We start from the raw sequence: 14,081 nt of genomic DNA on the forward strand, positions 1-14,081 counted from the left end.
TCATGTCTGGAACTGGAATCGCCCTGGTGAGTCGACGGCACGTCGATCTCGGCCGCATGTCCAGCGCCATCTGTCCGGCGAGCTGACACACCAGCCCTGCCGATTCTCTTTTCGCTTTTCGCGCATCGCCGCGCACGTGAATTGCCCACGTGCGCGCGCACGTGCGCAGGCTGAGCCTCCCGCCCGTCGCCCGACCGCCACCCCTCAACGACGGCGCTGCGCGCCGGCCCCTGTCCGATGCTGTCCCGTAAGGACTCAAGAACCATGGCCGCCACCCCCCAGCCCCCCGCTGCCTCCGCGCCCCGCCGCAAGGCAAGCCGCCACCGCGGCGAGGGCCAGTGGGCGATGGGACACCACACCCCGCTCAACGGCAACGAACAGCTGAAGAAGGACGACGACGGTCTCAATGTGCGGACACGCATTGAGACGATCTACTCCCGGCGCGGCTTCGACTCCATCGACCCGAACGATCTGCGCGGCCGGATGCGCTGGTGGGGCCTGTACACCCAGCGCAAGCCGGGCATCGACGGCGGCAAGACGGCGGTGCTGGAGCCGGAGGAGCTGGACGACAAGTACTTCATGCTGCGGGTGCGGATCGACGGCGGCCGTCTCACCACCGAGCAGCTGCGCGTGATCGGCGAGGTCTCCGAGGAGTTCGCGCGCGGCACGGCCGACATCACCGACCGGCAGAACATCCAGCTGCACTGGATCCGCATCGAGGACGTGCCCGAGATCTGGAACCGCCTCGAAGCGGTCGGGCTGTCCACGACCGAGGCGTGCGGTGACGTGCCGCGTGTGATCCTCGGCTCGCCGGTCGCGGGCATCGCCGAGGACGAGATCATCGACGGCACCCCGGCGATCGACGAGATCCACCGCCGGATCATCGGCAACAAGGACTTCTCCAACCTCCCGCGCAAGTTCAAGTCCGCGGTCTCGGGCTCGCCGCTGCTGGACGTGGCGCACGAGATCAACGACATCGCGTTCGTGGGCGTCGTCCACCCCGAGCACGGCCCCGGCTTCGACCTGTGGGTGGGCGGCGGTCTTTCGACCAACCCCAAGATCGGCGTCCGGCTGGGTGCCTGGGTGCCGCTGGCCGAGGTGCCCGACGTGTACGAGGGCGTCATCTCGATCTTCCGCGACTACGGCTACCGCAGGCTGCGCAACCGTGCCCGGCTGAAGTTCCTGGTGGCGGACTGGGGCGCGGAGAAGTTCCGGCGGGTGCTGGAGGACGAGTACCTGAAGCGTCCCCTGCTCGACGGCCCCGCGCCCGACCAGCCGGTGGAGCGCTGGCGGGACCATGTGGGCGTGCACCGGCAGCAGGACGGCCTGTTCTACGTCGGGTTCGCGCCCCGGGTCGGCCGGGTGGACGGCGCGACGCTCGCCAAGATCGCCGGTCTCGCGGAGGAGCACGGCTCGGGCCGGGTGCGTACCACCGTCGAGCAGAAGATGATCGTGCTCGACGTCGAGGCCGACCGGGTCGAGTCGCTGGTGGCGGGACTCGAGGCGCTGGATCTGAAGGTCGGTCCCTCGCCGTTCCGGCGGGGCACGATGGCCTGCACCGGTATCGAGTTCTGCAAGCTCGCCATCGTGGAGACCAAGGCGCGCGGCATCTCGCTGATCGACGAACTGGAGCGCCGTCTCCCGGAGTTCGACGAGCCGATCACCATCAACATCAACGGCTGCCCGAACGCCTGCGCCCGTATCCAGGTCGCGGACATCGGTCTCAAGGGCCAGTTGGTGCTCGACGACGACGGCAACCAGGTGGAGGGCTTCCAGGTGCACCTGGGCGGCGCGCTCGGCCTGGAGGCGGGCTTCGGCCGCAAGGTCCGTGGTCTGAAGGTCACTTCGCAGGAGCTGCCGGACTACGTGGAGCGGGTGCTCAAGCGCTACCAGGCCGAGCGCGAGGACGGCGAGCGGTTCGCCGTCTGGGCGTCGCGGGCCTCCGAGGAGGCACTGTCGTGAGCGAGCGTGCCGCGCCCTTCTACTGCCCCTACTGCGGAGACGAGGACCTGCGCCCCAGCGAGGAAGGACACGGGGCCTGGGAATGCGGGGCCTGCAACCGGGCCTTCCAGCTGAAGTTCCTCGGGCTGCTCGCCCGGGGACTGCGGCGAGCCGACGACGGAGGGGACGGACCGATATGACGGCCACTCAGGCGGAGCGCACCGACGAGGAGTTGAAACGGCTGGCCGAACAGGCCGGCCGGGAGCTGGAGGAGGCGTCCGCGCCGGAGATCCTGCGCTGGGCGGTGGACACCTTCGGCGAGCGGTTCTGTGTCACCTCCTCCATGGAGGACGCGGTGGTCGCCCACCTCGCCTCGCGGGTACGGCCGGGCGTGGACGTGGTGTTCCTGGACACCGGCTACCACTTCCCGGAGACCATCGGCACCCGGGACGCCGTGGCCGCCGTGATGGACGTCAACGTCATCACGCTGACGCCCGCCCGGACGGTGGCCGAACAGGACGCCGAGCACGGCCCGAAGCTGCACGACCGCGACCCCGACCTGTGCTGCGCACTGCGTAAAGCCAAGCCGCTGGAGGCCGGGTTGACGGGTTATCAGGCATGGGCGACCGGACTGCGCAGGGACGAGTCCCCGACCCGGGCGAACACCCCGGTCGTCGGCTGGGACGCGCGGCGCGGCAAGGTCAAGGTCTCCCCCATCGCCCGCTGGACCCAGGACGACGTGGACACCTATGTCACCCAACACGGCGTCCTGACCAACCCGTTGCTGATGGACGGCTACGCCTCCGTCGGCTGCGCCCCCTGCACCCGCCGGGTGCTCGAGGGCGAGGACGCGCGCGCCGGACGCTGGGCCGGGCGGGCCAAGACCGAGTGCGGACTGCACGGATGACGGCCGCACGGATGACGACCGAACCGACTCAGGAGCGACACGTGACGAGCGGAGCCACCGTCTGGCTCACCGGTCTGCCGAGCGCGGGCAAGACCACCATCGCCACCGAACTGGCCGGAGAACTGCGCGCCCAGGGACACCGCGTGGAGGTGCTCGACGGCGACGAGATCCGCGAGTTCATCTCCGCCGGGCTGGGCTTCAGCCGCGAGGACCGGCACACCAACGTCCAGCGCATCGGCTTCGTCGCCGAACTGCTCGCCCGCAACGGCGTCCTGGTGCTGGTGCCGGTGATCGCGCCCTACACGGACAGCCGGGAGGCGGTGCGCAAGCGGCACGCGGCGAGCGGCACGCCCTATCTGGAGGTGCATGTGGCGACCCCGGTCGAGGTGTGCGGCGAGCGGGACGTGAAGGGGCTGTACGCCCGGCAGGCCGCCGGGGAGCTGACCGGGCTGACCGGGGTGGACGACCCGTACGAGGCACCGGAGACACCGGACCTGCGGATCGAGACCGAGGGCCGGAGCGTGGCGGAGTCCGCGGCCACGGTGCGCGCGCTGCTCGGCGAGAGGGGACTGGCATGACGACCGTCGCCAAGGTCACGGGCGGCGACGAGGGCACGGACAGCCCGTACGCCCTCTCGCACCTGGACGCGCTGGAGTCCGAGGCGGTGCACATCTTCCGCGAGGTGGCGGGCGAGTTCGAGAACCCGGTGATCCTGTTCTCCGGGGGCAAGGACTCGATCGTCATGCTGCATCTCGCGCTGAAGGCGTTCGCCCCGGCCGCGGTGCCCTTCACGCTGCTCCATGTGGACACGGGACACAACTTCCCCGAGGTGCTGGAGTACCGGGACCGTGTGGTGGCCGCACATGGGCTGCGGCTCCATGTGGCCTCCGTACAGGACTACATCGACCGGGGTGTGCTCAAGGAACGTCCCGACGGCACCCGTAATCCGCTCCAGACGCTGCCGCTGACGGAGAAGATCCGCAGCGAGAAGTTCGACGCGGTCTTCGGCGGCGGGCGCCGGGACGAGGAGAAGGCCCGCGCCAAGGAGCGGGTGTTCTCGCTGCGGGACGAGTTCTCGCAGTGGAACCCGCGCCGCCAGCGCCCCGAGCTGTGGAACCTGTACAACGGCCGGCACGCGCCGGGCGAGCACGTCCGGGTCTTCCCGCTGTCCAACTGGACCGAGCTGGACGTGTGGCAGTACATCGCCCGCGAGGAGATCGTGCTGCCGGAGATCTACTTCGCGCACGAGCGCGAGGTGTTCCGGCGCGACGGCATGTGGCTGACGGCGGGCGACTGGGGCGGTCCGGGGGACGACGAGTCCGTGGAGCGGCGCCTGATCCGCTACCGGACGGTCGGGGACATGTCCTGCACGGGCGCGGTGGACTCGGATGCGGCCACGCTGGACGCGGTGATCGCGGAGATCGCCGCCTCCCGGCTGACCGAGCGCGGCGCGACCCGCGCCGACGACCGGCTCTCCGAGGCCGCGATGGAAGACCGCAAGCGGGAGGGGTACTTCTAGCCATGAGCACGATCACGACCGAGGCGCTCTCGGCCACCACCCTGCTGCGCTTCGCCACCGCGGGCTCCGTGGACGACGGCAAGTCCACGCTCGTCGGACGGCTGCTGCACGACTCCAAGTCGGTGCTCGCCGACCAGCTGGAGGCCGTGCAGCGGGTGTCGGTGAGCCGGGGCCAGGAGGCGCCCGACCTGGCGCTGCTCACCGACGGACTGCGCGCCGAGCGGGAGCAGGGCATCACCATCGACGTGGCCTACCGCTACTTCGCCACCCCGCGCCGCCGGTTCATCCTGGCCGACACGCCGGGCCATGTGGAGTACACCCGCAACATGGTGACCGGCGCCTCCACGGCCGAGCTGACCGTGGTCCTGGTCGACGCGCGCAACGGCGTGGTCGAGCAGACCCGCCGCCACGCCGCCATCGCCGCGCTGCTGCGGGTGCCCCATGTGGTGCTGGCCGTGAACAAGATGGACCTGGTGGACTACGCGGAGCCGGTCTTCGCGAAGATCGCCGAGGAGTTCACGGCGTACGCGACCGAGCTGGGCGTGCCCGAGGTGACCGCGATCCCGATCTCGGCGCTGGCCGGGGACAACGTGGTGGACCCGTCGGCCCGCATGGACTGGTACGGCGGCCCGACCGTCCTGGAGCACCTGGAGACGGTGCCGGTCAGCCACGATCTGGCGCACTGCCACGCCCGGCTCCCGGTGCAGTACGTGATCCGCCCGCAGACCGCCGAGCACCCCGACTACCGGGGCTACGCGGGCCAGATCGCGGCGGGCACCTTCCGGGTGGGCGACGAGGTCGCGGTGCTGCCGTCCGGGCGCACGACCCGCATCGCCGGGATCGATCTGCTCGGGGCGCCGGTGGACGTGGCGTGGACGACGCAGTCGGTGACCGTGCTCCTGGAGGACGACATCGACGTCTCACGCGGCGATCTGATCGTCCCGGCCAAGGACGCGCCCGAGGTCACACGGGACGTGGAGGCGACGGTGTGCCATGTCGCGGACCAGCCGCTGACGGTCGGGCACCGGGTGCTGCTCAAGCACGGCACCCGTACGGTCAAGGCGATCGTGAAGGACATCCCGTCCCGGCTCACCCTGGCCGACCTCTCGCTGCACCCGCACCCGGGGCAGCTGGTGGCCAACGACATCGGCCGGGTCACGGTCCGCACGGCCGAGCCGCTGCCGGTGGACTCCTACGCCGACTCGCGCCGCACCGGCTCCTTCATCCTGATCGACCCGAGCGACGGCACCACGCTGACCGCGGGGATGGTCGGCGAGTCGTTCGCGTCCCCGGAGCCCGTCAAGGACCCGGCCGAGGACGAGGGTTGGGACTTCTGACCATGAACTCCCCCGACTTCTATTCGACGTTCGCGAAGGAGGGCGGCCGTGTCGGCTGGGGGTACCCCCGCGCGAAGCGTGGGGGAGGCAACCTCGGCAGCGGGCAGGGCGGGGTCGCGCGATGTGTGCGATGACGTACGCGCACCGCTCGCGCGCCCTGACCCCCCACCCGGATCCGTCCCGGCACAGACGAAAACCATTTGCCGAACTCCCGGCCACGGTCTGAAAGTTCCGTGACCGCCGGGCCGACGAGAGGAACGACCTCCCGTGCCTGCCACTCGCGTACCGCTCCCCCGCCGGGGCCTCCCCGCGCTCGCCATACTCCCCCTGCTGGCCCTCGCCGCCTGCGGTTACGGCTCCGAGGCCGCCAAGGACGACTCCGCCCAGAAGGTCGCCGCCGGGGCGAAGAAGATCGACGGACTCGACACCGTGAAGATCGGCTACTTCGGCAACCTGACCCACGCCACCGCCCTGGTGGGCCGGGACCGGGGCGTCTTCCAGAAGGAACTGGGCGCCACCAAGGCCCAGTACGCCACCTTCAACGCGGGCCCCTCGGAGATCGAGGCGCTCAACTCCGGCTCCATCGACATCGGCTGGATCGGCCCGTCCCCGGCGATCAACGGCTGGACCAAGTCCGGCGGCAAGTCCCTGAAGATCATCGGCGGTTCGGCTTCCGGCGGGGTCAAGCTGGTCGTGAACCCCAAGAAGGTGAAGTCCCTCAAGGACGTCAAGGGCAAGAAGATCGCCACCCCCCAGCTGGGCAACACGCAGGACGTGGCGTTCCTCAACTGGGCGGCGGAGCAGGGCTGGAAGGTCGACGCGCAGAGCGGCAAGGGCGATGTCACCGTGGTCCGCAGCGACAACAAGGTGACCCCGGACGCCTTCAAGAACGGCTCGATCGACGGCGCCTGGGTGCCGGAGCCGACCGCGTCCAAGCTGGTCGCGGAGGGCGGCAAGGTGCTGCTCGACGAGGCCGACCTGTGGCCGGACAAGAAGTTCGTGATCACCAACATCATCGTGTCGCAGAAGTTCCTCGAGGCCCACCCGAAGGCCGTCGAGGCGGTCCTGCGGGCCTCGGTGCGCACCAACAAGTGGATCAACGCCCACCCGGACGAGGCGAAGGCGGCGGCGAACAAGCAGCTGGAGGCCGACTCCGGCAAGGCGCTGCCCGCCGACATCCTCGATCCGGCCTGGAAGTCGATCCGGATCACCGACGACCCGCTGGCGGCCACCCTGAACACCGAGGCCGACCACGCGGTCAAGGCGGGCCTGCTGGAGAAGCCCGCCCTCAAGGGGATCTACGACCTGACGATCCTCAACAAGGTCCTGGGCGCCGAGGGCGAGCCCAAGGTCGACGCCGCCGGTCTCGGCACCAGCTGATCCGGTACCCCGACGATTCCCAGGAGGTGACGACCATGGCCACCACCCTCGCCAAGGCCGGACCGGCGACCGAGTACGCCGCCCGCCTCGATCACGTATCGAAGTCCTTCGCGGGACCGGGCGGAGCCCAGCCCGTCCTCGACGACATCAGCCTCGATGTCGCGCCGGGTGAGTTCGTCACCCTCCTGGGGGCCTCGGGCTGCGGCAAGTCCACGCTGCTGAACCTGGTGGCGGGCCTGGACCGGCCCACCACCGGGTCCATCGCGACGGACGGCCGCCCCGCCCTGATGTTCCAGGAACACGCGCTCTTCCCCTGGCTGACGGCGGGCAAGAACATCGAACTCGCCCTGAAACTGCGGGGAGTTCCGAAGTCCGACCGCCGCGCCCGGACCGAGGAACTGCTCGGTCTGGTCCGGCTGAACGGCGCGTACGGCAAGCGGGTGCACGAGCTGTCCGGCGGTATGCGCCAGCGGGTGGCCCTGGCCCGCGCGCTGGCGCAGGAGAGCGGCCTGCTGCTGATGGACGAGCCGTTCGCCGCGCTCGACGCCATCACCCGGGACGTGCTGCACGACGAGCTGACCCGCATCTGGGCGGAGACCGGCCTGTCGGTGCTGTTCGTGACGCACAACGTGCGCGAGGCGGTACGGCTCGCCCAGCGCGTGGTGCTGCTGTCCTCCCGCCCGGGCCGGGTCGCCCGCGAGTGGACGGTGGACATCCCGCAGCCGCGCCGTATCGAGGACGCCCCCGTGGCGGAACTGTCCCTGGAGATCACCGACGTACTGCGGGGGGAGATCAGCCGTCATGGCAGGCACTGAGACCACGACCGGGCCCGAGCCCACGAAGACCGCCGACGGCGGTGTCGAGGCGGGCCTGGACGCGCTGGAGACGGCGGGCACCGCCCGGCCGCCGCTGCGCCGGACGCTGACCACCAAGGTGCTGCCGCCCGTCACCGCGGTGCTGCTGGTCCTGGTGGTGTGGCAGGCGCTGGTGACCTTCAAGGTCGTAGACGACCCGACCAAGCTGCCCCCGCCGTCGGCGGTGTGGCACGTCGTCCAGCACGACTGGCTGGAGGGCAAGCTCCTCGGCTACATCTGGACCAGCGTCTCGCGCGGTCTGCTGGGCTTCCTCCTCGCCCTGGCCATCGGCACCCCGCTGGGGCTGCTGGTGGCGCGGGTGGGGTTCGTGCGGGCGGCCATCGGGCCGATCCTGTCCGGGCTCCAGTCGCTGCCCTCGGTGGCCTGGGTGCCGCCCGCCGTGATGTGGCTGGGCCTGAACAACTCGATGATGTACGCCGTGATCCTGCTCGGCGCGGTCCCCTCCATCGCCAACGGACTGGTGTCCGGGGTGGACCAGGTGCCCCCGCTGTTCCTGCGGGCGGGCCGCACCATGGGCGCCTCGGGCCTGCGCGGCGTCTGGCACGTCCTGCTGCCCGCCGCCCTGCCCGGCTATGTCGCCGGGATGAAGCAGGGCTGGGCGTTCGCGTGGCGCTCGCTCATGGCGGCGGAGATCATCGCGTCGTTCCCCGATCTCGGCGTCGGCCTCGGCCAGTTGCTGGAGAACGGGCGCAACGCCCTCGACATGGCCATGGTGTTCGAGGCCATCCTGCTCATCCTGTTCGTCGGCATCGCGATCGACCTGCTGCTCTTCAGTCCGCTGGAGCGGTGGGTGCTGCGCAGCCGCGGCCTGCTGGTGAAGAGCTGAAGTCCCATGTTCCACAAGCCCGTTCTCCTCGTCGTCGCCCACGGCAGCCGCGATCCGCGGCACGCGGCGACCGTGCACGCGCTGGTCGCGCGGGTGCGGTCGCTGCGGCCAGGGCTGCGCGTGGAGACGGGCTTCCTGGACTTCAACACCCCCTCGGTGAGCGAGGTGCTGGAGTCGCTGGCCGCGCGCGGGGTGCGGGACGTGGTGGCCCAGCCGCTGCTGCTGACCCGCGCCTTCCACGCGAAGGCCGACATCCCGGCCGTCCTGCGGGAGGCGCCTCATGGCCTGCGGGTCCGCCAGGCCGAGGTACTGGGCCCGTCGCCGCTGCTGGTCGGGGCGCTGGAACGCCGGCTGTACGAGGCGGGGGTACGGCACGCCGACCGGGCCCGCACCGGGGTCGTGCTGGCCTCGGCAGGGTCCTCGGACCCGGAGGCGATCGCGGTGATCGAGCGCATGGCGCGGCAGTGGCGGCGCACCGGCTGGCGGGCCGTGCGGCCCGCGTACGCCTCCGCCGCCCTGCCGCGCACCGAGGACGCGGTGCGCGAGCTGCGCGCGCTCGGCTGCGAGCGGGTGGCCGTCGCGCCGTACGTACTGGCCCCCGGCTTCCTCCCCGACCGCATCGCGCGGGGTGCGGCCGGGGCGGATGTGCTGGCCGATGTGCTGGGCCCGGCGCCGGAGGTGGCGCGTGTGCTGCTGGAGCGCTACGCCGGGGCGGCGGCCTCGCTCCCGGTGCCGGTGGGGGTCTGAGCGGGCTGCCCCCGGGTCAGAGCTTGAGCCCGTTGATGAGCTGCTGGGTGTAGGTGAGGCTGCCGGTGCCCGCTCCGGCGCCGATGCTGACCGCCTCCAGGGCGGAGCGGATACGGCCCCGGTTGGGCGGCAGCCCGTCGTCGGCCGAGAGCGCCAGCTCGGCCTGGATCGACTCGCCCCAGCCGACGAGCGCCGGATACTCCGCGTGCAGCGCGGCGGTGAGGCCCGCGGCCAGCTCGATCAGGGTCTCCAGTTCGAGCCATCCCCGGGCCGCCGCCTCGTATGCGTACCCGCCGGGCGTGTTGCCGTGCTGGTCGTACGTGCTCAAGGCCTGTCCTCACTCCTGATCCGGGACCGGAGGCCGACGTTACCGAGACGACGGGTGCCCCTGCGGGTTCCGGCCACGGGATGGGGGGCCGAAAACGCCGAGGGGGCCGGCCGAAAACCGCTGTCGGCCGTCACCCTGTGCCATGTGTCCAGCGGCTTTCGGTGGCCGTCCTCACCCTTCACTCTCGTACCGTGACGCCGGGGCGTCGACTATCGGCCAACTTCATTCCGTAAGCCCGGGGTTGACATCTCGGCCCTGACATGCCCGCGCCGACGCGGCCGTCTCACTCCGCCGTCAGCTCCACCAGCTTGCGCACGGTGTTCCAGTTCCGGGAGGTGGCGATCAGCCCCTTGGTGAGGCGGGGCCGGGCCAGCACCTCGGCGAGCTTGCTGCGGCCGAGGCCGTCGGGGACGTACAGGTACAGACAGCGGTCGCCGAGGCGGAAGTCCTCGGGGAGATACGCGGCGGGGTCGATCTCCGCGAAGCGGTCGGCGGTGACCGGCCCGGAGAAGTAGGTGATGTGCAGCTGCTTGGGGGCGAGTTGGGTGGCGGGGAAGGGGCAGGCGTCGGCCACGGCGCTCAGATAGGCGTGGTCGCGCACCATCACGTCGACGGAGAAACCGAAGCGTTCCTGGATGGCCTGCCCCAACTCGGCTTCCAGCGCGGCCTCTTCGCGGGTGTCGGTGCTGAACACCGCCTGGCCGCTCTGGAGATGGGTCCGTACGCCGTCGTAGCCGAGGCCGGTCAGCAGGGTGCGCAGGTCGGCCATGGGGAGCTTCCTGGCGCCCCCGACGTTGATGCCGCGCAGCAGCGCCGCGTAGGTCGTCGTCATCCGCCCACCGTAAAGGGCCGTCGTGCCCCGTGGGGGTGGGCACGACGGCCGTGGACCGGCGGACCGGTACGTCGGAACTCTCGCGGATCGAGCGGGCCCGGATCAACTCCTACACGCAGCTGTGACTTGTTCAACAAGTTTTTGTCATCGCAAAGTGGATCTACGAAGGGCGGATCGGACACCGCATCAGCGCTGGTAGCGGGCGAGAACGAGGTTGCCGTCCCGTTCCAGTCGGCGACGCAGTTCGGAAAGCCCGATCGAGCCGGAGTAGTACTCCTGGTAGGCCGGAGTGGCCACCTTGTCCTTCCACTCCGGGTAGCCGCGCACGGACTGCGCCGGGGCGGGACGGAGGTGCGCGGCGAGGGCGGTGCCGGTGGCCCAGCCGTCCTTGCGGGTGTGCAGGGCGGGGTCCTTCAGGGCCTCGGTGCCCGTGGGCAGCATCCAGTCGCCGAGGGCGAGGCGGACCATGTTGCGCGGGCGCAGCAGGAAGTCCAGGAAGGCCGCCGCCTCCTTCTTGTGGGGGCTGTCGGCGGCGATGGACAGGGTCTGCGGGCTGACGCCCTGGGTGAGCCCGTCGGCCCCGGCGGGCGCGGGCAGCACCTCCCAGTCGAAGCCCTTGGGCGCCTGGAGCGCGACCTGCTGACGGTAGGAGAAGCCGAGCGGGACCATGGCGTACTTGCCGCCGAAGAAGCCGGGCAGCGTGTCGGAGCCGCCGCTGCCGAGGGTCGAGGCGGGGGCGCTGTGGTCGACGGCGACCTGGTCGTGGACGGTGCGCGGTACGACGGCGTCACCGGACCCGAACCGCACGCGCACCTTGCCGTCCGCGTCCTGGTGGAAGAGCCGCCCTCCGGCGGACAGGGAGAGGTTCAGGGTCGCGGAGACGGGCTCCTTGAGCGGCCAGGCCACGCCGTACTTGCCGGGCCCGCTGAGCTTCTTGGTGACCGCTCTGAACTCCGTCCAGGTCCACGGGTGTTCGGGAGTCGGCACGCGCACCTTTGCCCCGCGCAGCCACTTCGTGTTGGCGATCAGCACCCTCGGTTCCTGGAGGAAGGGCACGCCGTAGACGCCGTCCCCGAACCGGGTCGTGTCCCAACTGCTCTGCGGGATGTCGGACTTGAGGCGGTCGGAGAGCAGTCCTGTGAGGTCCGCGAGGTAGCCGCCGTGGGCGAAGTCGGCCAGGTCGTCGGAGGCGTCGTGGAGGACGTCGGGGGCCTCGCCGCCCTCGAAGGAGGTGAGCAGCTGGTCGTGGACGGAGTCCCAACTGCCCTGCACATACTCGACCTTCACGCGGGCATGGCTCGCGTTCCACTCCCGGACCAGCTTCTTCGTGGCGGCCACGGACTCGGGCTGCCAGGCGAGGGACTGGAAGCGCAGGACGACCTTGCCGTCGCCGCCGCCCGGCCGGCCGGAGGAGCAGCCCGCGAGCAGCAGCAGAAGGACGACGGCGGCCACGGCGATCCTGGTGCGCATCAGCTCTTCACCGCCCCGGCGAGCAGGCCGCCCGACAGCCGCTTCTGGACGAGCGCGAAGAAGACCAGGGAGGGCAGCGTGGCGAGGAAGGCCGCGGCGGCGAGCGGGCCGAGGTCCGCGACGCCCTCCGCGCCGATGAAGTGGGTGAGCACGACCGGCAGGGTCTGTTTGCCGGGGCTCTTGAGCAGCACGAGTGCGAAGAAGAACTCGTTCCAGGCGGTGACGAACGCGAAGAGCGCCGTCGCCACGATCCCCGGCGCGAGCAGCGGCGCCGTCACCGACACCAGCGTCCGCACCCGTCCGGCGCCGTCCACGGCCGCCGCCTCCTCCAACTCGACCGGCACGGACCGCATCTGCCCGACCAGCAGCCACAGCGCGAACGGCAGCGACCACACCACGTAGACCAGCACGAGCCCTGGCGCCGAGTCGATCAGCCGCAGCTCCCTGAGCAGCAGGAACAGCGGGATGATCAGCAGCACGAAGGGGAACGCCTGGCTGACCACCACCCAGCCCGTCGCCGCGCGGGAGAGCAGCCCCGGGCGCCGGGCGATCACGTACGCCATCGGGGTGGCGAGCACGACGGCGACGACGGCCGTGGCGAGTGCCACCAGCAGCGAGATCAACGCCGCGTGCGCCAGGGGCTGTTCGTCCAGGGCGCGGCGGAAGTTGGCGAGGGTGGGGTGGCGCGGGATCCAGGTGGGGTGCAGGGAGGCCAGTTCGCGCGGCGGTTTGAAGGCGGTGGAGAGCAGCCAGAGCAGCGGGAAGGCCAGGAAGACGAGGTAGGCGAGCAGGGCCGCGTACTGGGCGGCGCGCGCGGCGGGGCGGGTCCTCACCGGTCCTCGCCCCCGCGCAGCCGCCCTGCGAGGAACACCGCGAGCAGGACCGAGATCACCGCGACCATCACGCATCCCATCGCCGCCGCATAGCCGAACTGGCCGTAGCGGAAGGCCTCTTCGTAGGCGAACAGCATGGGCAGCCGGGTACGGCCGCCGGGTCCGCCGCCGGTGAGCACGTACACCAGGGCGAAGGCGTTGAAGTTCCAGATCAGGTTGAGCGAGGTGACGGCGAGGGCGACGGGCCGGAGCGCGGGCCAGGTGACCGCGCGGAAGCGGCGCCAGGCGCCCGCGCCGTCCACGGCGGCGGCCTCGCGCAGTTCGCGGGGCACGTTCTGGAGTCCGGCGAGCAGGGCGACGGTGGTGCGGGGCATCCCGGCCCAGACGCCGACGACGATGACGGCGGGCAGCGCGGTGGCGAGGGTGCCGAGCCAGTCCCGGCCGCCGCCGAGGCCGAGGTCGCGCAGGGTCTCGTTGAGGACGCCCGCGTCCGGGTTGTAGACCAGCCGCCACATGACGCCGACGACGACCTCGGGCATGGCCCACGGGACGATCGCGAGGGCGCGGGCGAGGCGGCGCAGCCGCAGGTCCTGGTCGAGCAGGAGGGCGAGGCCGAGCGCCAGCAGGAACTGCGGCACGGTGACGCCGACGGCCCACAGCAGGCCGATGCGGAAGGACTCCCAGAACAGGGTGTCGTGCAGCAGGTCCTGGAAGTTGAGGACGCCGGTCCAGCGGGTGGGCGCGGTGCGCCCCGACTGGGCGTCGGTGAAGGCGAGCAGGATGCCGTAGAGCAGCGGGCCCACGCTGAGGACGAGGATCGGGATCAGGGCGGGCAGCACCAGGAACCAGGCGCCGTGGTCGCGGGCGGGCGCGGGGCGCGTGCCCGGCCGTGCGGCCGTCCGGGCCACCGTCGTCATGACATCAGCCCCCGTCAGCCCCTTCGCCTCCGGGAGAGCCCCTTCGCCCCCAGGATTGGCGTGTTCATGGTTGCGAACGGCCGCGATCGCGTCAAGGGACCGCGCACACGGCCCGACCTGTGCGAATGCGAGACTTGCCGGAGACCGGGGCGTACGGCACCCGGCACGG

At 71.2% G+C, this 14,081-nt stretch carries 16 protein-coding genes; 11 read left to right on the forward strand and 5 right to left on the reverse strand.

Features of this window, described 5'->3' with window-relative positions:
* The first annotated feature begins 2 nt into the window (after positions 1 to 2).
* The 11 genes from B079_RS36580 to B079_RS0117495 all read left to right on the forward strand — a co-directional run bounded on the left by B079_RS36580 (position 3) and on the right by B079_RS0117495 (position 9,532).
* Positions 3 to 86: a putative leader peptide gene (locus tag B079_RS36580; RefSeq protein ID WP_309486338.1), complete on the forward strand. Its 84-nt coding sequence runs from the start codon at positions 3 to 5 to the stop codon at positions 84 to 86.
* Positions 87 to 264: 178 nt separating this feature from the next.
* Positions 265 to 1,962, forward strand: coding sequence for a nitrite/sulfite reductase (locus tag B079_RS0117450; protein ID WP_018547129.1), 1,698 nt, complete (start codon positions 265 to 267; stop codon positions 1,960 to 1,962).
* The gene (locus B079_RS0117455; protein ID WP_018547130.1) at positions 1,959 to 2,141 is read left to right on the forward strand and encodes a hypothetical protein; all 183 of its coding nucleotides are present in this window, start codon (positions 1,959 to 1,961) and stop codon (positions 2,139 to 2,141) included. Before B079_RS0117450 ends, B079_RS0117455 begins: the two co-directional genes overlap by 4 nt.
* Positions 2,138 to 2,848 carry a phosphoadenylyl-sulfate reductase gene (locus B079_RS0117460; RefSeq protein ID WP_018547131.1) on the forward strand — a complete coding sequence of 237 codons (711 nt, stop codon included), beginning with the start codon at positions 2,138 to 2,140 and terminating at the stop codon, positions 2,846 to 2,848. Before B079_RS0117455 ends, B079_RS0117460 begins: the two co-directional genes overlap by 4 nt.
* Positions 2,849 to 2,859: 11 nt before the next feature.
* Positions 2,860 to 3,426: an adenylyl-sulfate kinase gene (gene cysC / locus B079_RS0117465; RefSeq protein ID WP_078495981.1), complete on the forward strand. Its 567-nt coding sequence runs from the start codon at positions 2,860 to 2,862 to the stop codon at positions 3,424 to 3,426.
* Positions 3,423 to 4,367: a sulfate adenylyltransferase subunit CysD gene (gene cysD, locus B079_RS0117470; RefSeq protein ID WP_018547133.1), complete on the forward strand. Its 945-nt coding sequence runs from the start codon at positions 3,423 to 3,425 to the stop codon at positions 4,365 to 4,367. Before cysC ends, cysD begins: the two co-directional genes overlap by 4 nt.
* Positions 4,368 to 4,369: 2 nt before the next feature.
* Complete coding sequence (locus tag B079_RS0117475; protein ID WP_018547134.1) at positions 4,370 to 5,704, forward strand: sulfate adenylyltransferase subunit 1; 1,335 nt, start codon at positions 4,370 to 4,372, stop codon at positions 5,702 to 5,704.
* Positions 5,705 to 5,971: 267 nt separating this feature from the next.
* Positions 5,972 to 7,084 (forward strand): aliphatic sulfonate ABC transporter substrate-binding protein, encoded by a 1,113-nt coding sequence (locus tag B079_RS0117480; protein ID WP_018547135.1) that lies wholly within the window; start codon positions 5,972 to 5,974, stop codon positions 7,082 to 7,084.
* A gap of 35 nt (positions 7,085 to 7,119) precedes the next feature.
* Positions 7,120 to 7,899: an ABC transporter ATP-binding protein gene (locus B079_RS0117485; protein ID WP_018547136.1), complete on the forward strand. Its 780-nt coding sequence runs from the start codon at positions 7,120 to 7,122 to the stop codon at positions 7,897 to 7,899.
* Positions 7,886 to 8,785, forward strand: coding sequence for an ABC transporter permease (locus B079_RS0117490; protein WP_018547137.1), 900 nt, complete (start codon positions 7,886 to 7,888; stop codon positions 8,783 to 8,785). Before B079_RS0117485 ends, B079_RS0117490 begins: the two co-directional genes overlap by 14 nt.
* Before the next feature lie 6 nt (positions 8,786 to 8,791).
* A complete protein-coding gene (locus B079_RS0117495) occupies positions 8,792 to 9,532 on the forward strand; it encodes a sirohydrochlorin chelatase (RefSeq protein ID WP_018547138.1) in 741 nt (246 codons plus the stop codon).
* Between the two features lie 16 nt (positions 9,533 to 9,548).
* Here the strand turns inward: B079_RS0117495 and B079_RS32225 are convergent, their stop codons facing one another.
* From B079_RS32225 to B079_RS0117525, 5 genes are all read right to left on the reverse strand, one after another.
* Positions 9,549 to 9,860: a hypothetical protein gene (locus B079_RS32225; protein WP_018547139.1), complete on the reverse strand. Its 312-nt coding sequence runs from the start codon at positions 9,858 to 9,860 to the stop codon at positions 9,549 to 9,551.
* Between the two features lie 283 nt (positions 9,861 to 10,143).
* On the reverse strand, positions 10,144 to 10,692 hold the full coding sequence (locus B079_RS0117505) for a DUF1697 domain-containing protein (RefSeq protein WP_018547140.1): 549 nt from the start codon (positions 10,690 to 10,692) through the stop codon (positions 10,144 to 10,146).
* A gap of 186 nt (positions 10,693 to 10,878) precedes the next feature.
* Positions 10,879 to 12,162, reverse strand: coding sequence for an ABC transporter substrate-binding protein (locus B079_RS0117515; RefSeq protein WP_018547142.1), 1,284 nt, complete (start codon positions 12,160 to 12,162; stop codon positions 10,879 to 10,881).
* Positions 12,162 to 12,995, reverse strand: a complete 834-nt coding sequence (locus tag B079_RS0117520; RefSeq protein ID WP_018547143.1) for a carbohydrate ABC transporter permease — start codon at positions 12,993 to 12,995, stop codon at positions 12,162 to 12,164. Before B079_RS0117520 ends, B079_RS0117515 begins: the two co-directional genes overlap by 1 nt.
* Positions 12,992 to 13,912: a carbohydrate ABC transporter permease gene (locus B079_RS0117525; protein ID WP_018547144.1), complete on the reverse strand. Its 921-nt coding sequence runs from the start codon at positions 13,910 to 13,912 to the stop codon at positions 12,992 to 12,994. Before B079_RS0117525 ends, B079_RS0117520 begins: the two co-directional genes overlap by 4 nt.
* Between the last annotated feature and the right edge of the window lie 169 nt (positions 13,913 to 14,081).

Source organism: Streptomyces sp. LaPpAH-108 (genome assembly GCF_000373625.1).
Lineage (GTDB): Bacteria > Actinomycetota > Actinomycetes > Streptomycetales > Streptomycetaceae > Streptomyces.

Excerpts from the sequence above, each read along its gene's own strand:
- B079_RS0117485 (WP_018547136.1), top strand. The coding sequence starts at position 7,120 with ATGGCCACCACCCTCGCCAAGGCCGGACCGGCGACCGAGTACGCCGCC.
- B079_RS0117525 (WP_018547144.1), bottom strand. The coding sequence starts at position 13,912 with ATGACGACGGTGGCCCGGACGGCCGCACGGCCGGGCACGCGCCCCGCG.
- cysD (WP_018547133.1), top strand. The coding sequence starts at position 3,423 with ATGACGACCGTCGCCAAGGTCACGGGCGGCGACGAGGGCACGGACAGC.
- B079_RS0117505 (WP_018547140.1), bottom strand. The coding sequence starts at position 10,692 with ATGACGACGACCTACGCGGCGCTGCTGCGCGGCATCAACGTCGGGGGC.
- B079_RS0117495 (WP_018547138.1), top strand. The coding sequence starts at position 8,792 with ATGTTCCACAAGCCCGTTCTCCTCGTCGTCGCCCACGGCAGCCGCGAT.
- B079_RS0117450 (WP_018547129.1), top strand. The coding sequence starts at position 265 with ATGGCCGCCACCCCCCAGCCCCCCGCTGCCTCCGCGCCCCGCCGCAAG.
- B079_RS0117460 (WP_018547131.1), top strand. The coding sequence starts at position 2,138 with ATGACGGCCACTCAGGCGGAGCGCACCGACGAGGAGTTGAAACGGCTG.
- cysC (WP_078495981.1), top strand. The coding sequence starts at position 2,860 with ATGACGACCGAACCGACTCAGGAGCGACACGTGACGAGCGGAGCCACC.
- B079_RS0117475 (WP_018547134.1), top strand. The coding sequence starts at position 4,370 with ATGAGCACGATCACGACCGAGGCGCTCTCGGCCACCACCCTGCTGCGC.
- B079_RS36580 (WP_309486338.1), top strand. The coding sequence starts at position 3 with ATGTCTGGAACTGGAATCGCCCTGGTGAGTCGACGGCACGTCGATCTC.
- B079_RS0117490 (WP_018547137.1), top strand. The coding sequence starts at position 7,886 with ATGGCAGGCACTGAGACCACGACCGGGCCCGAGCCCACGAAGACCGCC.
- B079_RS0117515 (WP_018547142.1), bottom strand. The coding sequence starts at position 12,162 with ATGCGCACCAGGATCGCCGTGGCCGCCGTCGTCCTTCTGCTGCTGCTC.